Origin of the sequence: Maribacter sp. TH_r10, from assembly GCF_033101095.1 — a bacterium.
In the GTDB taxonomy this organism is placed as follows: domain Bacteria; phylum Bacteroidota; class Bacteroidia; order Flavobacteriales; family Flavobacteriaceae; genus Maribacter_A; species Maribacter_A luteus.
In genome coordinates this window covers 587,736-613,392 of sequence record NZ_JAWMPY010000002.1, presented here as the reverse complement: position 1 = coordinate 613,392, position 25,657 = coordinate 587,736, and the positions used below count along the sequence as shown (strand labels likewise).

Annotated in this window: 19 protein-coding genes and 1 pseudogene; 12 read left to right on the top strand and 8 right to left on the bottom strand. The window is 39.6% G+C overall.

Features of this window, described 5'->3' with window-relative positions:
* The first annotated feature begins 145 nt into the window (after positions 1-145).
* The 7 genes from R3X28_RS08045 (at position 146) to R3X28_RS08015 (ending at position 9,632) form a co-directional block, all read left to right on the top strand.
* Positions 146-2,314 (top strand): DUF5916 domain-containing protein, encoded by a 2,169-nt coding sequence (locus R3X28_RS08045; RefSeq protein WP_317663884.1) that lies wholly within the window; start codon positions 146-148, stop codon positions 2,312-2,314.
* 213 nt (positions 2,315-2,527) lie between these two features.
* A complete protein-coding gene (locus R3X28_RS08040) occupies positions 2,528-4,636 on the top strand; it encodes an elongation factor G (protein WP_317663882.1) in 2,109 nt (702 codons plus the stop codon).
* 1,184 nt (positions 4,637-5,820) lie between these two features.
* On the top strand, positions 5,821-6,258 hold the full coding sequence (locus R3X28_RS08035; protein ID WP_317663880.1) for a hypothetical protein: 438 nt from the start codon (positions 5,821-5,823) through the stop codon (positions 6,256-6,258).
* A gap of 11 nt (positions 6,259-6,269) precedes the next feature.
* Positions 6,270-6,638 carry a GerW family sporulation protein gene (locus R3X28_RS08030; RefSeq protein ID WP_317663878.1) on the top strand — a complete coding sequence of 123 codons (369 nt, stop codon included), beginning with the start codon at positions 6,270-6,272 and terminating at the stop codon, positions 6,636-6,638.
* Between the two features lie 244 nt (positions 6,639-6,882).
* Positions 6,883-7,338 carry a cold-shock protein gene (locus R3X28_RS08025; protein ID WP_154365428.1) on the top strand — a complete coding sequence of 152 codons (456 nt, stop codon included), beginning with the start codon at positions 6,883-6,885 and terminating at the stop codon, positions 7,336-7,338.
* Between the two features lie 225 nt (positions 7,339-7,563).
* A complete protein-coding gene (locus R3X28_RS08020) occupies positions 7,564-8,493 on the top strand; it encodes a nuclear transport factor 2 family protein (RefSeq protein WP_317663875.1) in 930 nt (309 codons plus the stop codon).
* A 218-nt stretch (positions 8,494-8,711) separates the two neighbouring features.
* Entirely contained in the window at positions 8,712-9,632 is a 921-nt protein-coding gene (locus R3X28_RS08015; protein WP_282055214.1) for an EamA family transporter, read from the top strand.
* Between the two features lie 26 nt (positions 9,633-9,658).
* Here R3X28_RS08015 and R3X28_RS08010 read toward each other — a convergent pair whose 3' ends face one another.
* From R3X28_RS08010 to R3X28_RS07980, 7 genes are read right to left on the bottom strand one after another with little or no spacing between them, the layout of a single operon-like run.
* Positions 9,659-10,270, bottom strand: coding sequence for a rhodanese-like domain-containing protein (locus R3X28_RS08010; RefSeq protein ID WP_282054902.1), 612 nt, complete (start codon positions 10,268-10,270; stop codon positions 9,659-9,661).
* Between the two features lie 12 nt (positions 10,271-10,282).
* On the bottom strand, positions 10,283-10,939 hold the full coding sequence (locus R3X28_RS08005) for a rhodanese-like domain-containing protein (protein ID WP_317663872.1): 657 nt from the start codon (positions 10,937-10,939) through the stop codon (positions 10,283-10,285).
* A gap of 11 nt (positions 10,940-10,950) precedes the next feature.
* Positions 10,951-11,541, bottom strand: a complete 591-nt coding sequence (locus tag R3X28_RS08000) for a YeeE/YedE thiosulfate transporter family protein (RefSeq protein WP_154365437.1) — start codon at positions 11,539-11,541, stop codon at positions 10,951-10,953.
* A gap of 23 nt (positions 11,542-11,564) precedes the next feature.
* The gene (locus tag R3X28_RS07995; protein WP_154365439.1) at positions 11,565-12,095 is read right to left on the bottom strand and encodes a YeeE/YedE thiosulfate transporter family protein; all 531 of its coding nucleotides are present in this window, start codon (positions 12,093-12,095) and stop codon (positions 11,565-11,567) included.
* A 15-nt stretch (positions 12,096-12,110) separates the two neighbouring features.
* Positions 12,111-13,052, bottom strand: a complete 942-nt coding sequence (gene nrfD / locus R3X28_RS07990) for an NrfD/PsrC family molybdoenzyme membrane anchor subunit (protein ID WP_154365441.1) — start codon at positions 13,050-13,052, stop codon at positions 12,111-12,113.
* A 9-nt stretch (positions 13,053-13,061) separates the two neighbouring features.
* On the bottom strand, positions 13,062-13,595 hold the full coding sequence (locus tag R3X28_RS07985; protein ID WP_154365443.1) for a 4Fe-4S dicluster domain-containing protein: 534 nt from the start codon (positions 13,593-13,595) through the stop codon (positions 13,062-13,064).
* The gene (locus R3X28_RS07980) at positions 13,592-15,871 is read right to left on the bottom strand and encodes a molybdopterin-dependent oxidoreductase (RefSeq protein ID WP_317663867.1); all 2,280 of its coding nucleotides are present in this window, start codon (positions 15,869-15,871) and stop codon (positions 13,592-13,594) included. The genes R3X28_RS07985 and R3X28_RS07980 overlap by 4 nt, the downstream gene beginning before the upstream one ends.
* A gap of 146 nt (positions 15,872-16,017) precedes the next feature.
* Between R3X28_RS07980 and R3X28_RS07975 the strand changes: the two genes are divergently transcribed.
* The 4 genes and pseudogenes from R3X28_RS07975 (at position 16,018) to feoB (ending at position 21,954) form a co-directional block, all read left to right on the top strand.
* Positions 16,018-17,916, top strand: a complete 1,899-nt coding sequence (locus R3X28_RS07975) for a hypothetical protein (protein ID WP_317663865.1) — start codon at positions 16,018-16,020, stop codon at positions 17,914-17,916.
* 170 nt (positions 17,917-18,086) lie between these two features.
* Positions 18,087-18,743, top strand: a complete 657-nt coding sequence (locus R3X28_RS07970) for a metal-dependent transcriptional regulator (protein WP_317664082.1) — start codon at positions 18,087-18,089, stop codon at positions 18,741-18,743.
* A complete protein-coding gene (locus tag R3X28_RS07965) occupies positions 18,740-19,759 on the top strand; it encodes an iron dependent repressor, metal binding and dimerization domain protein (RefSeq protein ID WP_317663863.1) in 1,020 nt (339 codons plus the stop codon). Before R3X28_RS07970 ends, R3X28_RS07965 begins: the two co-directional genes overlap by 4 nt.
* Positions 19,760-19,762: 3 nt before the next feature.
* Positions 19,763-21,954: pseudogene (feoB, locus tag R3X28_RS07960) on the top strand (ferrous iron transport protein B).
* 60 nt (positions 21,955-22,014) lie between these two features.
* Here feoB and R3X28_RS07955 read toward each other — a convergent pair.
* Positions 22,015-24,207 carry an amino acid permease gene (locus R3X28_RS07955; RefSeq protein WP_317663861.1) on the bottom strand — a complete coding sequence of 731 codons (2,193 nt, stop codon included), beginning with the start codon at positions 24,205-24,207 and terminating at the stop codon, positions 22,015-22,017.
* 86 nt (positions 24,208-24,293) lie between these two features.
* On the opposite strand from R3X28_RS07955, the gene R3X28_RS07950 reads away from it, so the two are divergent.
* The gene (locus R3X28_RS07950; RefSeq protein WP_317663859.1) at positions 24,294-25,532 is read left to right on the top strand and encodes a M14 family metallopeptidase; all 1,239 of its coding nucleotides are present in this window, start codon (positions 24,294-24,296) and stop codon (positions 25,530-25,532) included.
* Positions 25,533-25,657: the final 125 nt, after the last annotated feature.

The window sequence follows — 25,657 nt, the reverse complement described above, 5'->3', positions numbered from 1 at the left end:
CGATTTAACGAAAAAAACGTTCAACTTCGTATTTATTCGCTTGTAAAAGATTAAAAACCAATGGCCTACTTTGACAATATTGAGCCATTATTAGTTTAAAAACAACTATATAATCTTTCAGCAAAAGGTTAAATTAGTACTGATTATGAAATACCTGTACACACTTATTTTTTTAATATTTCTGTGTTCGCATAGTTATGCACAAAAAAAGAATGCATCTTTTCAGTTACATATTAAAAGGGCTACATCACCCATTGTTATAGATGGTATTGCCGATGATCCTGCATGGCAAGATACGGATGTTGCAGATGATTTTTTTATGGTTTTACCCATGGATGGGCGTAAGGCTACGGAAAAGTCTGAAATTCGAATGGCATATGACGACAAATATATTTATCTGGTGGCCACTTTTTTCAATAGTACCAATGGAGACAATATCGTTGAATCCTTACGCCGCGATTTCAGTTTTGGAAACAATGATAATTTTCTACTCTTTCTTGACCCGTTCAACAACCAGACCACTGGATTCTCCTTTGGTTCAAATGCTGCAGGCGCACAATGGGACGGTACCATGTTCAGTGGTGGCAGTATTGATCTTAATTGGGATACCAAATGGGTATCCAAAGTAGTAAGAGATGAGGACAAATGGGTTTTTGAAATGGCAGTTCCCTTCAAATCCATACGGTACAAAGAAGGAGTAAAGGAATGGGGAATAAATTTTAGTCGTTTGGATTTAAAAGCTAGTGAAAAATCTAGCTGGACCCCCATTCCACGGCAGTTCCCAACAGCTTCCTTGGCCTATACCGGGGTTTTGGTATGGGATGTTCCTCCACCTCCACAAAGTACTAACCTTTCGTTAATCCCTTATGCGCTTTCAAGTGTAAATAATGATATTGAAGGGGAGACAGCTTTCGATAAAAAAGTAGGGGGTGATGTTAAAATAGGAATAACCTCTTCCTTAAACCTTGACTTAACGGTGAACCCTGATTTTTCACAGGTAGAAGTAGATCGTCAAGTCACGAATTTAGACCGATTTGAACTGTTTTTCCCAGAAAAAAGGCAATTTTTTCTCGAAAACGCGGATCTTTTTGCCAATTTCGGTTATTCCAGTATCCGACCTTTCTTTTCCAGACGAATTGGTTTGGGGGTTCCCATTAGGGCAGGGGCAAGGGTAAGTGGTAACATTAATGAGAAATGGCGTTTGGGCCTAATGGACATGCAAACGGCAGCTGTGGACGAAACGGGGCTTCCCAGTCAGAATTTTGGTGTTTTATCCATTCAACGTAAAGTATTTAGCCGGTCGAGTATCGGTATGATGGTGGTGAACAAAGAATCGATCAATTATCCGCAAGAGAACGATTCCCTGACCGCACTATATCCTAAATACAATCGAAATATAGGTCTTGAGTATAATTTGGCATCTTCCAATAACTTGTGGAACGGTAAAGCCTTCCTTCTAAAGTCTTTTTCGCCCAATAACGAAGGCAACGGTATTACCCAAGCTGCCCATTTAGAGTATACTAGCCGAAAATGGAACTGGCGCATACAGGAAGAATCCGTAGGCGAAAATTACAGGGCAGAGGTAGGTTATGTACCCAGAAATGGGTATATAAAAATCAACTCCTACCTCGGGTACCTTTTTTTCCCTAAAAAAGGTAAAATTCTAAGTCATGGACCCATTTTGAATACCAGTTATTACTTCAATGAAAATTTTGAAAGAACGGACAACACCAATTATTTACTTTATTCCTTTGACTTTAGGAATCGGAGTAGTCTCGACTTTTTCATTTCCGATGATTATGTTCAATTATTGTCCCCTTTTGACCCAACGAGATTGGGTATGGATGAATTGCCTATTGGTAGTGAACACCAATGGAATGCCTTCGGATGGATGTATGCCTCTAAACCCCAAAGTCTCTTTACATACACTTTCGATGGGCGGTTAGGTGGGTATTATCAAGATGGGAACAGAACAAGCCTAACATCCTCTTTAGGATACCGATTTCAGCCGTATGTAAGTTTAAGTGCAAATTTAAACTACAATCGAATTAAGATGCCCGCACCTTGGAACACCAATGAATTTTGGCTTATTGGCTCCGAAGTTGATATCACTTTTACCAATAAACTGTTCTTTTCCAATCTTTTTCAATATAATGAACAGTCAAAGAATTTTGATTTGAATTCCCGATTCCAATGGCGCTATAAACCTGCTTCGGATTTATTTATCGTCTATACAAACAATCATTTATTGGCACCATACACGGGCAGAACTTGGTCGCTCACGGTAAAACTTAATTATTGGTTCAACCCTTAAACCATTGACTCATATAACGTTATCATCTTCTTTTGGGTGTTTTATTTCCTTTTTTTGTAATTTTAGAGAAACCCCCTATAAAATCAACGATTTCGTAAAACTATAACGAAATTTAAAGAATACGATATTTTTTACATATAAAAGCTAACAAAAATCATGTTATTCCAATTACTGGAAGATTAGATTTGTAAGACATCTCAAAATCAATACTCCATGAAGGTATACGACGACAAACACATAAAAAATGTTGTTCTTGTAGGGGCTCATCACTCTGGTAAAACAACACTGGCCGAGACAATGCTTTTTGAAGCGGGATTGATTAACAGAAGAGGTACTATCGAAAACTTGAACACCGTATCCGACTATCACGAAATTGAACATGAAAGGGGAAACTCGGTTTTTGCGACACCCATGCATACCGAATGGCGGCAGTATAAGATAAACATCATGGACACTCCCGGTCTAGATGATTTCATTGGGGAAATCATTTCCTCGATTCGTGTGGCAGATACCATTGTTACGGTCATAAACGGGCAATATGGGGTTGAAGTAGGCACGGAGATCATTTGGAACTATATAGATAAATATCAAAAACCGACTTTATTCGTAATCAACCAAATAGACCATTTAGGTCTTAAATATGAAGAAAGTTACAATAGTCTAAAGAATCTGGTCGGGAATAATCTGGTTAAAATCCAATATCCATTAAAGGTCGATGGAGCCCAATGCATTATCGATGTACTAAAAATGAAAATGTACAAATTTGGCCCTGATGGAGGAAAACCTGAAAAACTTCCCATTCCCGATGACCAAAAAGAAATGGCTGCCCAACTTCACAATGAACTGGTTGAAAAAGCAGCGGAAAATGATGAGGAATTATTGGAGCTATACTTTGATAAGGGCTCATTGAACGAAGATGAAATGCGCCAAGGGATCAAGGCCGGTATGCTCAACCAAGAAGTTTTCCCTGTATTCTGCACCTCTGGTCTTAATGATATGGGAAGTGGCCGATTAATGGGATTTATTGACAATGTAGCACCTTCAGCAGCCGATTTAAAACCTGAACAAAGTGTTGAGGGGAATGCGATAGAACCCATAAAAGAAGCGCCTACCTCCTTGTTCGTTTTCAAGACCATTCACCAACCCAATTTAGGCCAGATAACCTTTTTTAAAGTAAAATCCGGAGAAGTACACCAAAATGACAAGTTGGTAAATTCCAGAAATGGGGAAACGGAAATATTGAACCAGTTGTTCATTATGGATGGTAAAAAAAGGGAACCCGTAACTAAATTGACCGTTGGGGATATCGGAGCTACTTTAAAATTAAAATATACTGAAACGAACGACACCCTCCACGTGGCAGGAAACCCTATCACCATTAAGCCCATTCAATTTCCTGAACCCAGAACACGAAAATCCATTTCTGCGGCAAATAAGAAGGAAGAGGAAAAATTAAGTGAGGCCTTAAAAAAAATACATAGTCAAGATCCAACGGTGGTCGTGTCTTACTCCAAAGAATTGAAGCAGTTGATCTTAGGGTGCCAAGGCGAATTACATTTAGCTACGATAGACTGGGCCTTAAAAAATATTTATGGCATAGAAGCAATTTTTGAACGTCCAAAAATTGCATACCGCGAAACCATACAACGCTCGGCAAATGCGAATTATAGGCATAAAAAACAATCGGGTGGGGCCGGACAGTTTGCCCAAGTACATTTGAAAATCGAACCATGGTATGAAGGAATGCCCGAACCGGAAGGCTTTAACATTAGGGGCAAGGAAGAAGTTGATTTACCCTGGGGAGGAAAACTGGTTTTCTATAATTGTATCGTAGGCGGTGTTATTGACCTTCGATATTTGCCTTCTGTAATGAAAGGCATATTGGAAGTAATGGAGTCAGGACCACTAACAAAATCCTATATCCGTGATGTTAGGGTAATGGTATACGACGGTAAAATGCATTCCGTAGATTCAAATGACATTTCTTTTAAAATAGCAGGGGCCCATGCCTTTAAAGAGGCATTTTTAAATGCCAATCCCAGTCTTTTGGAACCTGTGCAAGAGCTAACGGTCAAAGTACCGGAAGAAATGGTAGGTAGCGTAATGACAGACCTACAATCCCGACGTGCCATAATCCAAGGTATAGAAACCAAGGATCAATATCAAATTTTAAAAAGTACCGTGCCGGCAGCAGAGCTGTATGGCTATTCAACGAATTTAAGGTCAATGACCCAAGGTAGGGCAACCTTCAGTGCTGTTTTCTCATCCTTTCAAAACGTACCGACTAACGTACAGAAAGAATTGGTGAAACAGTCAGAATAATAAATTCCTAACCAACCGCAGAGAGGGCGCACTTTTTAAAAGTGTGCCCTCTCGTTTTTTATACCTATGCATAACGCGATGCAAATTATTTGAAATGTCGGTAAGTGGCCCAGCGAACCCTTTTACTGTTCTTGAAATTTGAAAAGTAAGTATGTGTACGGGATTCTGTTGGTGTTTCTAAGGTGATTGTTGTTCTCATGATGTTTTGTTTTTGGGTCCCGAAACAAGTTCAGGACATGATTGATGATGTTTGTTTTTTTCGTGGACTACCTATTATAACTTCTGTACTCTGCCCATCGAACTCGCTTACTGTTCTTGAAATTTGAAAAATAAGCGTACTTTCTTGCTTCTGTTGGTGATTTACTCATTGTTGCTTTCATGACTTTGTTTTTTATGACCTGATGATCAGATACGATTGTTTTTTGATTTGATGATGATTGTACTAGCGGTTATAATTCCTATAACCTGCCCATTGTACCCTTTTTGAATCCTTTAAGGTCGAAAAAAATGAATTGACCCTGGTTTCCGTTGCTGTTCTTCTGAATGATGCTTTCATGACTTTTGTTTATTTATGACCTGATGATCAGGTCGGATTGTTTTTTGATTTGATGATGATGATTTTAGCGGTTATAATTCCTATAACCTGCCCATTGTACCCTTTTTGAATCCTTTAAGGTCGAAAAAAATGAATTGACCCTGGTTTCCGTTGCTGTTCTTCTGAATGATGCTCTCATGACTTTTGTTTTTAGTTGTTGTTGTTTTGTATTCTTATATGATATAATCGATCGGTATGCCAACCACTGCCTATATTAAAATATATTCTAGGTCTTACTTGATGTGGATATAATGTTTCCATTTTTATACTTTTTAATTGACTTACACTAAACAGACGAGATGGTTGTAGTTTTGTTACAGTACTATGTATAAAAAGGTACTATTTTATATAATATTTAACAAAATAGCTTAGGGTAGAGTAAGCCCTAACAGCATCTATTAAATTGTATATCAGTTACTTATATTTTATTTTTAAAATTATTTGAATAAACTGTTAAAATTAATACCAGTGATTCAAGTCATTGTAGTAGCACATTCATTTTACTTTATTTGCCATAAAACGAATGATGGTATTGCTGATTGTTTGTTTGTTCATATGCACGGTAATAGTATATATACTTTACACAAAAGTGATTATATACGTAAATACGGTCACACAAGAATTTTATATCCGGGTTGTAGGCCTTTTGAAGGCATCAGTGGAAACCGATGTAGATAAATTGATTCGCGTTCGTATCGAAGCTTGGTTCATGAAGTTCGATGTATTACCATTAGATCATAAAAGAAAATCCAAAATGAAAAAATCAACCCCAAGACCTAAATCAGAAAACAAAAAAAAACTGACCGTGCATAAAATCCTTCAAGTAGTCAGGACTTTCAAGATAAAGGAATTTGTACTCAATATAGATACCGGTAATTGTATTACAAATGCAAAATTGTATCCTTTACTCTCAATCGCTCACCTTTGTAAAGGTCAATTCAATATTAATTTTCAAGGGCAGAACCAACTAATACTCCAAATAGAAAATAGACCAGTACGTATTCTAAAAGCATTTATTAACAATTAAAACCCAATACTATGGAACTACATTTTGAAGAATTATTAGGGCAGATTACAGACTTTATGAAGACCGAAGCCAATACAGAAACGGTTGTAGGGCAACAATTTGAACTTGGCGAATTTAAATGTGTACCTGTTATAAAAGTAGGTATGGGATTTGGATCGGGAGGTGGTGAAGGCACCGAAGCAAAAACTAAAAAAGGCCAAGGAATGGGTGCCGGGGCAGGTGTTGGTATAGAACCGATAGGTTTTTTGGTTACCAAAGATGACCAAATATCATTTTTAGAAGCCGGTAAGACCCATGGTCTGGCAGCCATTTTTGAAAAAATCCCGGATTTAATCGGAAAAATTGCCGATAATAGGAAAAAGGAAGAGGCCACTGCTTAAAAATTTCAGTTAAGGGAATTCAAGGTTGATATGTTCATAAAGTGCATGTCAACCTTGTTTTGTAAATCTCAACGTCACCCTCATTCCATTTAAAAGCAATATCTTATATTTGCATAAGTTTTTGAATAAGGGATTACTTCTCAATGACGTGATCATAGGTTTTCTTCTAGATTGTTTTTTTCATAGCACGATTTATCTAAGCCCTTTTTCTTAAATTGCAACAAAAAATTTATTGTTTTAAAATATGGCGAAGTCGCAACAGACATTTAACAAAAGTGAAAAAGAAAAGAAGCGTTTAAAAAAACGTGAGGAAAAACAAAAGAAAAAACTAGCTAGAAAAGCTGCTGCCAAAGAAAGTGGTGGTGGTATTCAGTTTGCATATGTAGATTACAATGGTAATCTTACCGATACTCCTCCAGACCCATCACAAAAAATTGAAATAGAAGCAGAGGATATTGTATTGGGAATTCCCAAAAAAGAGGAAAGTGATGAAGAAAAGTTCGACCCTGTAAGAACTGGGAAGGTTTCTTTTTATGATTCGTCCAAAGGGTTCGGTTTTATTATAGACAGTGTTGACCAAGAGAAATACTTTACCCACGTAAGCGGTTTAATCGATGAAATTGCCGAAAATGACAAAGTATCCTTCGAGTTGGAAAAAGGACAACGAGGCATGAATGCCGTAAGGGTAAAGAAGGTTTAGAACTTCTTCCTTAAATATATTTATTTAAAGACCGCAACCTTGTTGCGGTCTTTTTGTTTTAATAAAGGACTACTTTCCCACGGATAAAAAAAAACATAGAGTGGGAAAGGAATACTGTTATCTCGTCCTTTTTAATCAAAAAAAACATCATTTAGTTACTTAATTACCACAGAAAATGTGATGCAAAAACTGTAATCACTCCAAACAATCCAATACTGTAGTAAAATGAAAAAAGTAACAATCTTATCCTTTATCCTTTTCATGGCTTACGGATATTCGCAGAAGAAAAAAAACGGGAACATTTATTTAGAACATCCAGCATTGGAAATGGTCGATCAAATGCAACAAGCCTGGATGGCAGGCGATGATGCCAAAGTGGCCACCTTTTTATCCAATGATTTTAAATCCTACTATGGTTCAAATGTAAATAAAGATCGAAAGGGCCAAGATAAAGAAGCCTTTCTTAAGCAAGTAAAATCGCTACCCGAAATGTTGTCCTATGTTTCATTGAAACCAACCGAAGGGGCTTATCCCGATGCCATCGAATATAAAGAAAGTGGTACTTGGGTACAGACATGGGACCATATGAAGGCCATTCATAACAAGACCGGTGTAAAACTGGATATGCCTTTTCATAGACTGTACAAGTTAGATGATGATGGCAAGATCAATACATTGATCAATTATTATGAAAATAGGATGTTCTGGGAGATTGGCGAAAGTCAAACAGACAGGAAAAATGGCACCATATACAACCATCATGACAACATTAACAGCGTTAGAAGGATGATGGGGGCCTTTGAAAATTCAGATTTTGAAACTGCATACAGTTTCTTTGATGAAGATTGTCGTTTTATTTCCTTGGAATTACCTGAAGGGGAAACCATGGATCTTCAACAGATCAAAGAAAGGAATGAAGGCATGTGGCAGGCTTATGAGTTCAATAGTATCGATGTTATCGGTTACCCGGATTACCTGGAATACGACCTCGGTGATGCCAAAGTTGTGCAATCTTGGTGGAAGTTCAGATTAACTAGAAAATCTGACGGGAAAAAGTTGACATTGCCCGCACTGTACATTCATGACTTTAATGATGAAGGTAAAATAGTGAGCTCAAGTGCTTATTTAAGTACAAAAATTTTAGACTCTAAATAAACGGGGTTTAATTTGGATTAGTGAAAGAAAGAGGACCAAGGTCCTCTTTTTTAATTATATTATGTTTATGAACAACATACCTCTTGTTAAAAATGATAGAAGATATAATGTATTCAGCATTTTTTGTTGCAAAAAAAACATCAAAATTAAAATTTCATTATAGATAATTCAAAGTATATGTTTAATATTGGGGCTTAATTGGTTTTTTTAGAATGCTGATGACGAAAGATCAAAATCCATTATTGATTATCCTCGCTTTTTTTTCCATTTACGTCATTTGGGGGTCAACCTATTTATTGAATAAGATTGCCGTAACCGAACTACCGCCCTTTATGTTGGCAGGCATACGTTTTGTCATAGCAGGGGTTCTTATATTCATTATTGCCAAAATAATGGGAAAGAACATAAAAATTAGTTGGCGACAAATAAAAAACACTACCATTGCCGGTTTCTTGTTTTTGACCATTGGGAATGGGGTAGTGGTATGGGCGCTTAAATTCGTGGATAGTGGCTTCGCAGCATTGGAAATTTCGGCACAACCATTGGTCGTACTTCTACTTATGCGCATTTTTCAAGGAAAGAAGATACAAATGATGTCGATCGTTGGGGTAATTTTCGGATTGATCGGAATTTACTTACTCGTGAGCCAAAAACAAGTTCTCAACCAAGAGAATTCCGTTGTTGGTATGGCCATGATCTTTGCATGTATGCTAAGTTGGGGTTACGGGAGCCTATTTGTAGGTAAAGCCGATTTACCTAGGAATTATTTTGTGAATACCGGATATCAAATGGTTTCCGGGGGTATTATGTTGGTTATTTCCAGTTTCCTTTTTGGAGAAGAATGGTCATCCCCTACAACCTGGAGCAGTCCTGTACAATATTCCGTTATTTTACTTATTGTTTTTGGAAGTATCGTGGCTTTTACTGCATTCAATTATCTACTACAAGTAGTTTCTCCAGAGAAAGTGGCTACCTCAACCTATGTAAACCCCATAATCGCACTTGCCTTGGGCTGGCATTTTTTAGACGAGGATGTAACTTCTCAATCCATTATTGCCGCTGTTATACTGCTTACCGGGGTCTTTTTTATAAACACCAAAAGAAAATTCACGGTCTTTCCTCGTTTTTTTCGTTCTTGATTGTACTTTATGAATCGTACAAAGGATCAACAACCTCCTTCTGGTTTACGTTTTTTCTTTTTCTTTATAACGATGACCTTTTTAGTGGTTTCGGGAGCCATATGTTCTAATCCGTTGGAATTTTCTGGATTTCCTTTTTTAAATACATCCATATAATCAGGAATGGGTTGCTCTACATCGTATGGGGTTATTTTAAAATCATTGTCCACTAGCTCTGTTTGATTATTGAGGATTTTAATGTTTTCATATCCCAATTGATATAAAATCATCCAAGCACTGTTCGCTTCATCCGGATTTTTACCATAAAAAACGATATCCTTTCCGGCATCCTTCAATTCTTCGAATATTGAAATACTGGTTTCTTTCAAGATATCGGCAGTCGGTATATTATAGGCATTGTCTATATGGCTTTTAGAATATTCGAATTTGTCCCTAACATCTATTAACACGGTATTGGTTAGGTCTACTTCCGATATGGGCACCAAATATTCCTGGGTTCCCAACATGGTTAAAGTATCCTTGGCGGACTTTTCATAGACGTTAGTTGGTTTTTTAAAAGTCAGTATACCTATGATTATGACCAAAATGAACAGTACCGTAGAAATTGAGATGCGTTGGGTTTTTTCCAATTCTTTCATATGCATAGATTTTTAACAACCACCTTCTGGTTTTCTTTTTTTCTTTTTCATTACCGGAATTACAACTTTCCTCGCTTCGGGCTCATCGGCTACCGCACTTTCCCCAGTATTGTTCCCCACTCCGAAATACGAGGCAGCGGCCATCCTGAAATTATAGCGTTCAAAAGCCTCATTCGGCATATTCTCAGTAGGCTTCGGTGGATTTAATATAGTGTTGTACCACCCATTGATGCCCCCATTCAAAACATGTAGGTTCTTATAGTTCTTCCTTGTTAATAAAAGCCATGCTTGATCTGCTTTGAAATTGCCATTGGAGAACAATACGATATCATATTGATCCTGGTTTAAATAACCTTCAAAATCCGGTTCCAAAATCTTATCGAAAGGTATGTTCATGGCACCTGGTAAGGTATATGCCCCATATTCCGATGGCGTACGCAGGTCAATCAACAAAATCGAAGGATCTTTCGAAATGATCTTATCAGCCAAAATATCTACCGTTATGTACCTTTCAGGATTCACGACCTTTGCCAAAAGATCTTCCGCCGTTACATGTTCATTCTTTTTGTACTCAGGCAACAAGACCAAGCCCAAAGCGGCAATAAACAATAATGAAGCTAATATGATATACCTTTTAGCAAGGATTTTGGCTAGATTCCTATTGATCATGGTTTTCTTATTTAGTAAAATACTTTCTTAATACGCTTTCTTACGATATCAGAGACGAAAAAGGCAATTAGGGCCATCGCGGTTACCCCCAATATGATCCATTTTGCCGGGATATCAAAATTATCCATTAAGGTAATGTAACCTAAGAAGGAGCCATTATAAAGGTCTTCAAAAACGGTATAAGCCTCTGAGAATATAAAAACACCGATCAATATACCGAATACATAGACCCAAGCATCCAGTTTACCAATGGCAACGGCGCACAAACTGGTTCCGGGGCAAAATCCTCCTGCTACGAAACCAACACCCATAATAGCCCCTCCGACAATCGCGGCCCAAACATAGGTCGGGTGCACGTAAAGCATCCCCATATCTATCCATCCCAGATAATCCATATAATACAATCCGATTACCGAAACCACAGCTGCGGTGAAAAACACTTTCAACACGGCAAAATCATATCCATAAAAAACTCCGGCCAATTTTCGGGATGAGGAAAACCCCGAGGCTTCCAATATGAATCCGAAGGCCAACCCGATCAGTACTGCAATAATAATGTTCCATTCATCTGTTAAAATTCCATTTGGTATCAAGGGTCCCATTTGTTTCCAATTTTATCGTTAATCTAAATCCAATTTTTCCTAAAGAAATAAGCAAAGAGGTAGGCCGTTCCGAAAATCGCCAGCATTGTTATGAATCCTCCTGTTGATAATACTGCCATTCCGCTCAAGGCGGCCCCACTGGTACAACCCCTTGCTATCTGGGCGCCGAGCCCAAAAAGGACTCCACCACCCAAGGCGAAGACCAACCGTCTTCGTGAGGTGATTTTAGGTGAATGTTGTACCCTAAACCCAATTCGTCCGGAAATTGAACCGGAAATAAAGGCTCCTGCCAAAACCCCAAGACTTTCAAAAACCAACCAGGTGTTCATGGGAGACTCCCCATCCTTTACGAATTTGCTGTAATAACCATTATTGATCGTATGCTCATGCGACACCTTATCTACCAGGGTAACGACACTACTTTTCATGGCGCCACTTGCTCCAAGGCCCCTTCCTGTCATATAAAAAGTGAAAATGATCAAAAGGCCCAAAAGGAAACCTCCGAAATAGGGATTCCAATAAACATGTCGATTATCTTTATTTGCTTTATCCATTGTATATTATTTATATTAATATAGATATCTTGTTAATTGTCCTGCCTCGACCATTACAAACCGGAACACAAGTCCTCCGATAAGTATTAAAATAGCCGGCACCACTACAGGAACTTTATATCCTCTCAATTCCATTATCTCTAAAAGGCCAGGTAGCAATAAGCCCAGTATGATCACAAAAACAAAGAACATTACCGTAAACTCACCATTGACCAATAGCTCCATGGCTTCCAACTGTACCTCAGAACCTGCCCAATACCCCATGATCATGTGAACGATGAGGGCCAATTCGATAATAATAAGTCCTACATCGATCTTACTGAAAAGACTTCGTTCACTATGTGATTTGGAAAAGAGTATAATGGTGGCCGCTGCCGTTGATAGTCCGGAAACCAAAAACAAAGGCCCTAATATGGCGTTGTTCCAAAGTGGTCGTGCATTAAACGCCGAAAGTAATATCCCTGTATAGATTCCCAGTATTATCGATAGCGGAATTAAAACATAGGCCATTTTCATTCGGTTCTTGGCCAAGAACAATCGGAATTTTTCCAGAAATGACAACCTTAAATCCATTTTAGGAAAAATATCTTTCCAATAACTAAAAACCCAAAGCATGGATAGGGGAGTAATAAAAAGTAATACCCAAGCACCCCATGACATGGGGGATTCTATTCTTACAGTGGTATATAATTGCCAGAAAAATATTTTATGGGTTAGGTCATAAAACAGGGCCATAAGGCCAAGTACCAAAGCTATTGGGGCCACTATGATAGCATATTTGACCGTAGCCGGTGTTTCGTCCTCCTTTTTCAGAACAGTTGATAGCGCTGCGAAAAACAGGAGTCCGGCCGCCAAGCCCCCTAAAAAAAGATAGACGGAAATGGGCCAGTGCCAAATCTGTAAAGACGGGTCTATATTCGGTATGTTTCTACCACTAGTAAATAGTTCTTCTTCCATTTTTAGAGCTTATATTAAATAATAAACATGGGGTTTTGTACCCGCTTCCGGCGCCAGTGTTTTATGTTTTCTAGCCTTAAGTAATTGAGACACCTCACTATTCGGATTATCCAAATCCCCAAAATACATACATTTTGTAGGGCATACCGATACACACGCCGGTAGTTGACCTTTTTCCAATCGGTGATGGCAAAATGTACACTTATCCACATAACCATCGGGATGTTGGAACCTTGCATCATAGGGACATGATTCTATACATGCGCCACAACCGATACATTCGTTTGGGGTCACCAATACGATTCCACCATCGATTATATGGCTTGCACCTGTAGGGCAACAACGTACACAAGGGGCATTTTCACAATGATTACACCTTTCAGATCGTAATTCCAATTCTAAATTGGGATACGTACCTTCTACACGTTCCGTTATCCAATCCCTACAATAACCGATAGGAACATTGTTTTCTGTTTGACATGCAACTACGCAGTCACTACAACCTACACACTTTTTAGTGTCTATGACCATGGCATATCTCATACTTCTACGGTTTTAGCAGGGTTCTCGGTTAATATCTTCACAAAGTTTCCTCGCATACCTGTACCTCCCATTATGGGATCTATTGCGACTTGACTGATTAATTGGGTATCGCTGGCTCCTTTGCCATGTGCGCGTCCTAACTTTTTGTTGTTATGTCCAAAACCATGGACCATGTATACGGAATCCCACCGTATTCTTTCGGTAACACGTACCCTTATTGGAAATGATGACTGAACCCCATCTTGGTTCTCTAGCCAAACATATTGTCCTTTTTTCAGGTTCAATATGCGGGCTACTTTGGGATTGATCCATAAATCATTCTCACTTTTTAAATCGTTCAAATTGGGATTGTTCACCGTTCTACTAAAAGTATGCATGGGAGACCTTCCATAATTTAGGCGATAGTAACCTGGTTCGGGTTCAGGGTGTCTCGTATATTTTGGCATGGGGTCAAATCCTTGGCTTTCCAGAGCTGTTGAGTAAAACTCAATCTTGCCACTATCGGTATAGAATTCATGATCGTGACCTTCATCCAAATACATTGGACCCGATTCCCGCGGGAATTTTTTAACCCCGATTTTCTCCATTTCCTCTAAAGAGGTACCCATTTGTTTTAATTGCCACGCAATGACCTCCTTAAAATCTTCGTATTTAAAAAAGTCTTGCAGCCCTAGTCTTTCCCCTAATTGTTTGGCGATCCACCAAGCGGGTTTGGAATCGTACTTTGGTTCTACAGCCGGCATACGCAATGCTATGGATGGTTCCCGATTAGTTGCCGATCTTATTCCGTCATAGCGTTCCAGATAGGTACATTCGGGTAATACAACATCGGCATATCCTGTGATTTCCATGGGCATGGTATCTACCACCACCATAAAATCCAATGCTTCGATTGCTTCTTCGAGTAGCTTTTTGTTCGGGATTGAATTGTTCAAATTGGTGCCGGCTACCAACCAAGCCTTTATCGGATATTCATTTTCTTCAGATGGAATGGATGCCTGAATCAATTCATTGGTAATACCCATTTCCGCAAAGGGATATTTTTCCCCGATTTCTTCCCATCCCCATTTTGGAGTAGGATAGGGTGGATGTGGGTATTTAGGTATACTGATTTTTTCTTTAAAATAGAATCCGCCACGACGACCCCAAGAACCCAATAGTCCGTTTAAAATGGCCATCGCCCTCGCCCGTTGGGTATCGTCACCATACCATGTAACATGTCGTCCGGGGTGAATAATCGTTGCTGGGGCCGCTGCCGCCATAATACGGGCTGTTTTTCGTATTTCTTCCGGTTTTATAGTTGTAACCCCATAGGCCCATTCTGGGGTATATTGTTGCACGTGGGCTTTTAATTCATCAAATCCAAATCCATATTTCTCCACATACTCCTTATCATATAAGTTTTCATTGATCAATACGTTCATCCAAGCCAATAACAAAGCAATATCGGTAGAAGGTTTTATCGCCAACCAATGTTGTGATTTACTTGCCGCAGTGGACAAGCGAGGATCAACGGTTATTATCGTGGCACCATTATCAATGGCATCGGACATTTCCTGTACTTGGCTATTGTGCATATTCTCACCAATATGCGAACCGATCAACACCAAACATTTAGTGTCCCTTATATCTGTAGGTTCGGGAGAACCTACCCATGAACCGAAGGTAAGACCAAAACCTGTTTCCCTAGGTCCACGACATTGCGCATATGCAGGTTCGGCAATACTATCAGAACCATAAGCCTTGAACAAATGTTCAAAATGGGAACCAGGAGATCCATGTTTTAACAACCCAAAACTTTCCGCTCCGTATGCTGACTTGATATCCTTCATTTTTGTGGCAATCAAGGTCAAGGCTTCATCCCAACTGGTTTCCACGAATGTTTCTTCCCCATTAACAACCTTACGTACCAATGGCTTCTTCAATCTATCCGTATCCGTATACATACCAACACCACCAGTTCCGCGCGGGCATAACCTACCATTACAGTGGGGGTCTATATCATTACCTATTATTTTATGAATGTTTCCGTCATTATCGGAATGTACCCATCCGGCACATTTCCAAAAGCAAACCTCACAATATGTGGCAGTCTGTTTTAGTTTTTCCAAGGAATTTTCCAAGGCTAAACCTTCTAAATAAGCATTCACGCCCAACGACTCCATCGTGGATGCGGCAACGGCAACACCACCGAAACCTAAAGCGGAAATTTTAATGAACTTTCTTCTTGAAGTACCCATAAATCTTAAATCAATTACCAGGATGCAATATTGCATGTGTACTGGTGTAAATTTACATGGGAACAAACCACCAATTAATGATAATTGTCATGTTTACAGTAAGTTAAGTGTAACAATTGTTACATAAGGATGTAATTTAACACTAATTAATATTGTATTTTTGGGATTGAAAACCTTGTCTTATGAGGCAAAATTCCTTGAGTACCATAAAGAAAATTGCAATTGCATCCGTGATTGCAATCAGTCTTGTCTCACTGTTGTACATTAAATATCAAGGAGTTGACGAAATTGAAACTGAAACCACGACGGAATATGTGGATATTTCACCGGCCAAAGAGAGTTGCTTACAATGCCATAGCGACTCAAAAGGATTTTCAGATTATCATAATCCACAGTTTATAGGATGTGTCAGTTGTCACCTTGGAAATGGTGCGGAAACGGACAAGATCAAATCACATCAAGGCATGGTACTTATCCCAGGTAATTTAAGCAATGCATCGGAAACCTGTGGAAAATGCCACCCAAGTGAACTTTCCAAGGTTAAAGCCTCATTGATGACAACGAATAGTGGTATCGTTGCGGTTGACAAGTATATTTTTGGTGAAGCTGAAACTCCAAACGACCATTACCATATTCGAGATATAAAATCGACACCTTCAGAAAAACACTTAAGGGATTTATGTGCAAATTGCCACTTGGGTGCGGAAAAAACAGAGTTAGGTGAAATTACATCCTTGAGTAGGGGAGGTGGCTGCATTGCATGTCATTTAAACTACTCAGACGAAGCACATAGCGACTTGAACGATTACCTGTTTACAAATAAAAAGAACTTACCTAAAATACACCCTTCAACCGATATATTCGTTAACGATCAACATTGCTTCGGTTGCCATAGTAGATCGAGTAGAATTTCCACAAATTACGAGGGGTGGCAAGAAACCCTGCTGGATGAGGAGGAGATTAAAAACAAGGAGAATTACAGGGTTCTGGAAGATTTAAGGGTCTATGCCAAAAAGGAGGCCGATGTGCACCATACCAACAATATGTTATGCGTTGATTGCCACTCCAGTCATGAAGTTATGGGTACTGGCAAGTTATATACCCATGAAGAACAGGCCGTTACATTGCAGTGTTCCGATTGTCATTATAAAGAAAAACCACTAACTATTCCTTATGACTCTTTAGATAATGAGTCCCTTTTGGTTTATATGCATAGAAACTATTCCCATGCAGATAAACGCATTCTTATTGCTGAAAAGGACAGGCATCCGTTAGTAAACACCTATGTAGAAGGTGACCAAGCTTTTCTTATAGGTAAAAAGGATGGACAATTGCATGAATTGAAACCACAATCCAATAGCTGCTCCAGGGACAATGCCCACAAAGAGCTTGCTTGTGCGACTTGCCATTCCTCATGGACGAATAAATGCATCGGTTGCCATAATGTATTTGATAAAAACGACCCTAATGGTTTTGACCTATTGGATAAAAAAGAAGTTACCGGCCAATGGGTAGAGCATGTTGCTGAATTTTTGACCTCTTATCCATCGTTGGGTGTACGGGAATCTAGCGAAGGTAAAAAGTATGAACCAGCCATTCCCGGAATGATTATGACCATAGACAAAGGTAGTTTTGAAAATAACCGGAAGGGGGAAGATGTTGTTTTTCATCGATTGTACGCACCAAATTCACCCCATACCACTACAAAAGCGGTAAGGGACTGTAAATCTTGCCACTCAAACCCGGAGGCATTGGGTTATGGCAATGGCAAATTAACCTATGACACATCCACTGGTTCAGGTCAATGGAAATTTTCCCCTGAATATGCTGAAAACCCTAATGACGGTTTACCTGAAGATGCTTGGGTAGGCTTTTTGAATATGAAAAATCAGAATGAAATCAATACGACACGTACAGATTTTAGACCACTGAGTATTAAGGAACAGAAACAGATGCTTTTGGTCGGGGCGTGTTTGCAATGCCATTCGGATACATCACAGGTGATGCAAGAAAGTATGGATAACTTTCAATTTATACTCAAGAATCTTGACTCCCAGTGTATACTGCCTAACAACCCTTAATTATTGACTGTTTTTCTTCCTAGAAAAGACATTAACTATTTGTTCGGGTAATTCTAGGACTCAATTTCTACAGTTTAGATTAAATATTTTTTAGTGCAAAATTGAATGGTTTTAATCCATTTTTTAGATAAGCCTAAAAATATTTTATATTTTTGCCAAAAATTATAGCCATGTTATCCCAGGCCGAAGAAAACTATTTAAAGGAAATCTATGCACTAGGGGAAGAAACCCACGAATTGTTGAGTACCAACTCCATTGCGAAAAAGATGAAAACAAAGGCATCTTCAGCTACAGATATGCTCCAAAAACTCTCAAATAAGGGATTGGTCGACTATACAAAGTACAAAGGCGCAAGGCTTTCACGAAAAGGGGAAACCATTGCTATGACCATAGTTAGGAAACATCGGCTATGGGAGACCTTTTTAGTTGAAAAACTCGGTTATAATTGGGATGAGGTACATGACATTGCCGAGCAACTGGAACACATTCAGTCCAAGACCTTAACCAATAGATTAGATGCTTTTTTAGAATACCCGACCCGGGATCCCCATGGGCATCCAATCCCCAACATCAACGGTAAAATAGTCACATCGGAAAGTATTATCCTTGCCGATTTAAACATTAATGAAGAGGGTATTTTGATTGGTGTAAAGGATGCTTCTGACAATTTTTTGAAATACTTGAACAAAATCAATATTACCATTGGTGACAATATCAAGATTCTGGATATAGAACCTTTCGACAATTCGGTCACTATTAGTAGCGACACAAAGCAAATCACTATTTCAGGCAATGTGGCCAAAAACCTTTATATAAAAAACCAATGAACACCTATAACCCCCTTATCGCTCTTTTGATATTTCTTGGTCTGAGTCTTTTGGGCTATCTGTTTTTTAGACCTAACCGTGGTTGGTATTGGCTCATAAAAAATAGTTCACGTGCTACTGATAAAGTTATTGCGGAAGATATTCTAAAGCGTCTATACCATAATGAGAATGCTAGCAATTTCCTGAATATCAACGATGTTGTCCGAACCTTAAAGCAAGATGAGCAAATGGTAGTTGAAAGCATCAATAAAATGACCACACTTGGTTTAGTAAAAATGGAAGGCGACATTGTCAGATTGACGAAATCAGGCAGTGATTATGCCCTGCGAATCATACGGGCCCATAGATTATGGGAACGTTATCTTGCAGAAAAGACCGGATTCAATAAATCTGAATGGCATCAACGGGCAGAACGTAAGGAGCATGAATTAACTATGGATGATACCAATCTCTTGGCCAACACCTTGGGAAATCCCCAATTTGACCCACATGGCGATCCAATACCTACCATCTCAGGTAAAATGGCCAAACTAAAAGGGGTTCCGGTATCCGATTTAAAGGTGAATACCATAGGTCGTATCATTCACATCAAGGATAAACCGGATATCATTTATAAACAAATATTAGCAGAAAACATCCATATAGGATCCATCATTCGCATCGTTGAAAAATCATCGGAACGTATCGTCTTCCATTCGGAAGGGGAAGCTTTTAAATTAGCTCCGATCATGGCAGGGAACATAACGGTGTCCGTCCTAGAGAAGGATGTCGCCTTTGAAGAGGACGTTTTACGCCTTAATATCCTAAAGGAAAACGAAATGGCCAAAATCATTGGTATTTCCAAAGAATTAAGGGGAGAGAGTAGAAGACGATTATTGGATCTGGGGTTCGTAAAAGGTGCCGAGGTCAGTATTGACCTCTTGAATCCTTTGGGAGAGCCCAAGGCATATTTGATAAAGGGAACAAGTATCGCTTTGCGAAATAATCAGGCATCGAAAATATTAATAAAAAAATAGGCCATGGAAGTAAAACCAAAAAGTGCATGTGAAAGCTGTGCCCATTTTAATGAGGCCGGTTTAAAAAAATTGGGGGTAAACACTACCGCTTATGACCATGTTATTGCTTTGGCGGGTAATCCGAATACGGGGAAAAGTACGGTATTCAATGCCCTTACCGGTCTACGTCAACATACGGGTAATTGGCCGGGCAAGACCGTAACCAGGGCAGAAGGTGGCTTTGAGTACAATAAGGAAAAATACAAATTAGTGGATTTACCAGGCACCTACTCTTTATTATCTACCTCCGAAGATGAAGAAGTAGCCCGAAATTTCATTCTTTTCGGCAGGCCTACCGTAACGGTGATCGTGGTTGATGCAAGCCGATTGGAAAGAAACCTGAACTTGGTGCTACAAATATTGGAGATTACCGATCGTGCCGTGCTATGTCTAAATCTTATGGATGAGGCCAATCGCAACAAAATAGAGATAGATACCCGTTCCTTGGCAAGGGATTTGGGCATTCCCGTGGTACCCACCAGCGCCAGGTTCAATGAAGGTATACCCGAATTGATCCAAACCATTAGTGAGGTTGCAAGTGGCGCCATCGTCTGCAGGCCCCATCGTATTAAGAACATTCCAAAGAATATTGAAAATGCCGTTGAGGAATTAAGTGAGGAAATAAAAAAGGAATATCCGGACATCCCAAACAGCAGATGGATCGCTTTTCGACTTTTGGAAGGGGACCAACACATAATTGAACTACTCAAATCGGGTGAATTTGAAGAATACATCTCATGAAGCAGAAAAATATAGATAATATCATTGCATTGTCGAATGATTTAAGATGGCAGATCGGGGATGAATTCCACGATAACTTGGCCGAGGGTATTTATGCTGATGCCGCAGAAATCGTAAAAGGGGCCGTTCATAAGGAAAATGGCAATAAAAGACTCCGATTAGATGCGAAGATAGATAAGATCGTTACAAGTAAAGTATGGGGGTTCCCTTTAATGTTCCTTATTTTGGCCTTCGTTCTCTGGCTGACCATCATAGGTGCAAATTACCCATCGGCCATGTTAGCCGAATTATTGTTGAACACTGTTCACCCTGCTTTAAAAAGCTTTGCATCATCTGTTGGAATGCCCTGGTGGTTAGATGATTTCTTGATCGATGGTGTTTACTTGGCCGTTGCATGGGTCATTGCGGTAATGTTGCCTCCAATGGCCATATTTTTTCCATTATTCACCCTTTTGGAAGACTTTGGATATTTGCCCAGAATCGCTTTTAATTTGGATCATTTGTTCAAATTATCCGGGGCCCATGGTAAACAGGCCCTTACCATGAGTATGGGTTTCGGATGTAATGCCGCAGGGGTGGTTGCTACCCGTATAATCGACAGTCCCCGGGAACGGTTGATTGCCATTATCACCAACAATTTTTCACTCTGTAATGGTCGTTGGCCAACACAGATATTGATCGCTACCATTTTTATAGGTGCCGTGGTACCATCCTCTATGTCCGGCATCGCCTCTTTGGGAGCGGTAATCGGTGTAGCCGTGCTTGGTATCTGTTTTATGTTTCTGACCTCGTGGGCCTTGTCAAAAACCGTATTAAAGGGAGAGGTCTCTACCTTTAACCTTGAATTACCACCCTATCGTCCACCAAGATTCTGGAAAACCATTTACACCTCGATCATTGACAGAACATTGATCGTACTATGGAGGGCCATAGTATTTGCCGCACCTGCCGGTGCCGTGATCTGGCTGATTTCAAATATACATATTGGGGATTTGAGCATTGCTGCGTGGATGATCGATTCTTTTGACGGATTTGCTTTCCTTTTTGGATTGAACGGGGTGATTTTGGTCGCATATATCGTAGCGATACCCGCCAATGAGATCGTAATCCCTACCATATTGATGCTAACGGTATTGGTAACCGGTATTTCAGGCGGGGAAGGAGCAGGGGTAATGTTCGAATTGGAATCAGCAAGTGCAACCGGCGATATCCTTAGAGCTGGCGGATGGACGCTATTGACAGCGGTAAACCTAATGTTGTTCAGTTTGTTGCATAATCCCTGCAGTACTACGATTTATACCATTTATAAGGAAACCAAAAGTACCAAGTGGACAGTCATCGCATCAATTTTACCGGTAATCATGGGATTTGTAGTTACCTTCTTAGTAGCTCAAATATGGCGATTGTTCCTTTAAGTATTCTAGCTATACAATACTTGATGTTGAAATAATTCGGATGCGATGGTTTGGGATTGGTTATGCCAAAATACTTTCGTGTCCTGAATCCTTTACAAAAAGACAGGAACTTCCTGTTTTTTCACTTAATTCCTGCACGAACCCGAATCGCAGATTGGCTTCCATTCCGAAAATATTCAAATCGGCTGAAGGTGCCGTTTCTACGATTTCCTTAAAGTCCCCAACAAACACATTTGTAAGGGTTTGGGGCAAGCGGGCCAAGTTGATCAAAGTTTCAAGGAATTGCTGGGCATTTTCCCGCTCTGTCTCATTATCAATAACGATGATCAATCTAATATTGGCCCTCCAGTTTTTCTTGAGCTTATAAGCTACAAGGATAGACAAATCCAGATTACCGATATCCCAACCCAAATCCCAATTATCCTTTCTGTCCCTCACCCAAACATTGATCATATTCCGTTGGCCCAATTGGGCCTTTGGATGGGCCAAATATAAGAGAACGCCAATTTCCAAACGAATACATTCTTTGATCACGGGCCGCAATTCGGTCTCATAATCATCATGTTGTTGTAGATTAAGAAACACAATGTTGGGTTTAAAGAAAGCTCCTTGCAACGCCTGATTGCCGTAATTGACCCCTTGTGCAAAATCATCGCTATGAATAACCGTCCATGAAGAAAAAACCCCTTTGTTCCGAAAAGATTCGGATAAAGCGGCTAGCTTATTCCGAAAACCATCGTCTTCCGAAAAAGGTTCTATCCCCAAAAGTTTAATGGATCCTTTAGGCTTCGCAATATTCCGCAGGAATTGAAAATTACCCTTAGCACCATTGATATCCCTGATAGGCACCATCAGATTGGGTTTCCATGCCCTTTGTTGCATGGTTTTCATTCCCCAAGTATGTTTTGCCGCCCATTCCGCAAAGGATACGAACAATCCGGATCTTACATCTTCAAAAGGAGTTTCCAAATTCTGTCGTGATAAAAACCAATAAACAACAAAAACGATACTTATTGAAAAAAGGCTTATGGTCGGATTAATAATGAACATCGCCAAAACGGAAGAAGATAACCCCAACCAGGGAATCCATTTATAAACCTTGAAAATAGGTCTATAACTTATGAGACCCAATCGTTGTTCAATGATCACCACTATATTGATCATGGCATAAGTAATCAAGAAGAACAATGTAACCAAAGGGGCTATGGCATTAAGATCACGTAAGAGCATGGTACCGAAAATGACTATTCCCGTAACGATCATTGCATTTCTCGGTTGTCCATTCGCACTTTTACCTGAGAGAAATTCACCATACGGTAACACGCGATGTTCCCCCATAGCAAATAGGATCCTTGAAGAACCAACTAAAGATGCCAATGCCGATGAAAAGGTCGCACCCAATATACCGGCAATAATAAGCGGCCCCACATAGGACTTCTCAACGATTACATTATAATTGGTAATCAATTCTTGTTCCGAGGCGGTACGTGCCAGCCAAAATGCCAAAAGCATATAAATAACGAAACTTACACCTATGGCCCAGAGTGTCCCTTGGGGAATACTCTTTTTAGGGTTCTTGAGCTCTCCCGACATATTGGCCCCTGCCATGATTCCCGTGGCCGCAGGAAAAAATACGGCAAAAACCAACCAAAAGTCACTACCATTGAATCCATTTTCTATAGACCCTTTAAAGGTTCCCCAACGAACTGCTTCTTCCGTAGGTATGTACATAGATCCATGGTAGGCCGCCAAAACTATTGAGAACAATGAGAGAACAATGATGATTATGATGAAAAACTGTGTTTTTATAGCCAAATCCGCACTGATGTACGCAATAGTCAGCAATACAGCGAAAACGATAATATCTATAAGAAAAGCATCATGCGTCGGGAAGATACTCAACCATCCTTCCCTAAAACCAAAAATGTACATGGTTACCGCCAATCCTTGGGAAACATACCTCGGAATTCCCAGACTACCACCAACTTCCAATCCAAGGGCCTGTGAGATGATCGCATATGCGCCACCGGCACCAATTCTGATATTGGTCGTTATCGCCGACATGGACAAGGCGGTACAGAGGGTAATCAGGAATGAAACTATAATTATAAGCCAAGCGCCCAAAAGTCCGGCATTACCGACCACCCATCCAAGGCGTAGGTACATAATAACACCAAGAATGGTCAGTAAGGTCGGGGTAAAAACCCCTCCGAACGTACCAAACTTTTTAGTATTTTTCTCTTGTGGTTCCAAATGTGTTGGCTATCTTGTTTTTATCAACGGGTTTTACTGACAAATTCCGATGATTTACTAAATATAGAATAAATAACCCTATTTCCATGAAATATTTAAGCATCGTCCTATTTGCTGTTATCCTCGCTTCATGTTCTTCCCCAAGACAATACAAAAAACTGAAAAATCATACGTATATCAATCCGGTGGATACTAAGACAAGACCCATCGATTATCAAGAAAGAGGCACGTTCATGTATGGGGAAGTGGGGGTGACCAACGATTTTCCATCCGCACGTTTGAACAAATTCGAGAAGATAAACGATAGTCTGTACGCTGCCACGATAAATCCGGAAAATTCACCGATCAATCCAAGCCCTTGGTATGCCTTTAAAATTTGGTCGAACAAGACAAAGCATATCGATGTTGATTTACAATACGGTGATCACAAACATCGCTATTCCCCTAAAATCAGTAGGGATGGTGAACATTGGAAAATTTTGGATTCCTCCTTTGTTCATTTAGGAATCGATAGTACATCGGCAAAAATAAACCTGAAAATAGATCAGGATACCCTTTGGGTCGCCGCCCAAGAAATACAGGACACCAAACGTGTTGGACAATGGATTGATTCAATCGCACAAAACAGTTTCGTAACGGCTAATGATGTAGGGAAAAGTGCCCAAAACAGACCTTTGTTCCATATGAACATTACGAAGGGTAGCTATGATAAAAAGCCTACCATAATCGTTATAAGCAGGCAACATCCACCTGAGGTTACAGGCTTTTTTGCTATGAAAGCTTTTATTGAAACCATTATCGCCGAGGGTGGAACCAACGGATTTTTAGAAAAATACAGGGTTATGGTGTATCCTTTAATGAATCCTGATGGAGTGGACTTGGGACATTATAGGCACAATACCGGTGGAATAGACCTGAATAGGGACTGGAGTGCATACAACCAACCGGAAATTGCGCAAATCGCCAGCCACATGGTCAGGGAAACCAAAGCACATAAAAATAATGTGCTATTGGGGCTGGACTTTCATAGTACTTTTTATGATGTGTACTATACACCCGATGAATCGGTGAAACGTAAAATACCCGATTTTACAAAAACATGGCTGCAACAGATCAAAACCGACCTGCAGATCGAGGATATTAACGAAAGTCCAGGCAAGGGAACACGGCCAACCTCTAGTGCATGGTTCAACCGACAATTCGGGGCAACCGGCATTACCTATGAAATAGGCGATGACACCCCTAGGGATTTCATTCGACAAAAAGGTGAAGTATCCGCACACGCCATGATGGACTATTTCTTAAATGATGATTTAGGAAAATAATTCGTTTTTTAAGTAACAAATGAACCTATATCGTTACTTATACGAGTAAAAGAATTTATGGATACATTTAAAACAAATATCGAATATCTTAGAAAGAAATGGTGTCGATTTTATAAATGTGAGAA

Coding starts and splice junctions, on each gene's coding strand:
- R3X28_RS08045 (WP_317663884.1), top strand. CDS start 146: ATGAAATACCTGTACACACTTATTTTTTTAATATTTCTGTGTTCGCAT.
- R3X28_RS08040 (WP_317663882.1), top strand. CDS start 2,528: ATGAAGGTATACGACGACAAACACATAAAAAATGTTGTTCTTGTAGGG.
- R3X28_RS08030 (WP_317663878.1), top strand. CDS start 6,270: ATGGAACTACATTTTGAAGAATTATTAGGGCAGATTACAGACTTTATG.
- R3X28_RS08025 (WP_154365428.1), top strand. CDS start 6,883: ATGGCGAAGTCGCAACAGACATTTAACAAAAGTGAAAAAGAAAAGAAG.
- R3X28_RS08020 (WP_317663875.1), top strand. CDS start 7,564: ATGAAAAAAGTAACAATCTTATCCTTTATCCTTTTCATGGCTTACGGA.
- R3X28_RS08015 (WP_282055214.1), top strand. CDS start 8,712: ATGACGAAAGATCAAAATCCATTATTGATTATCCTCGCTTTTTTTTCC.
- R3X28_RS08010 (WP_282054902.1), bottom strand. CDS start 10,270: ATGAAAGAATTGGAAAAAACCCAACGCATCTCAATTTCTACGGTACTG.
- R3X28_RS08005 (WP_317663872.1), bottom strand. CDS start 10,939: ATGATCAATAGGAATCTAGCCAAAATCCTTGCTAAAAGGTATATCATA.
- R3X28_RS08000 (WP_154365437.1), bottom strand. CDS start 11,541: ATGGGACCCTTGATACCAAATGGAATTTTAACAGATGAATGGAACATT.
- R3X28_RS07995 (WP_154365439.1), bottom strand. CDS start 12,095: ATGGATAAAGCAAATAAAGATAATCGACATGTTTATTGGAATCCCTAT.
- nrfD (WP_154365441.1), bottom strand. CDS start 13,052: ATGGAAGAAGAACTATTTACTAGTGGTAGAAACATACCGAATATAGAC.
- R3X28_RS07985 (WP_154365443.1), bottom strand. CDS start 13,595: ATGAGATATGCCATGGTCATAGACACTAAAAAGTGTGTAGGTTGTAGT.
- R3X28_RS07980 (WP_317663867.1), bottom strand. CDS start 15,871: ATGCAATATTGCATCCTGGTAATTGATTTAAGATTTATGGGTACTTCA.
- R3X28_RS07975 (WP_317663865.1), top strand. CDS start 16,018: ATGAGGCAAAATTCCTTGAGTACCATAAAGAAAATTGCAATTGCATCC.
- R3X28_RS07970 (WP_317664082.1), top strand. CDS start 18,087: ATGTTATCCCAGGCCGAAGAAAACTATTTAAAGGAAATCTATGCACTA.
- R3X28_RS07965 (WP_317663863.1), top strand. CDS start 18,740: ATGAACACCTATAACCCCCTTATCGCTCTTTTGATATTTCTTGGTCTG.
- R3X28_RS07950 (WP_317663859.1), top strand. CDS start 24,294: ATGAAATATTTAAGCATCGTCCTATTTGCTGTTATCCTCGCTTCATGT.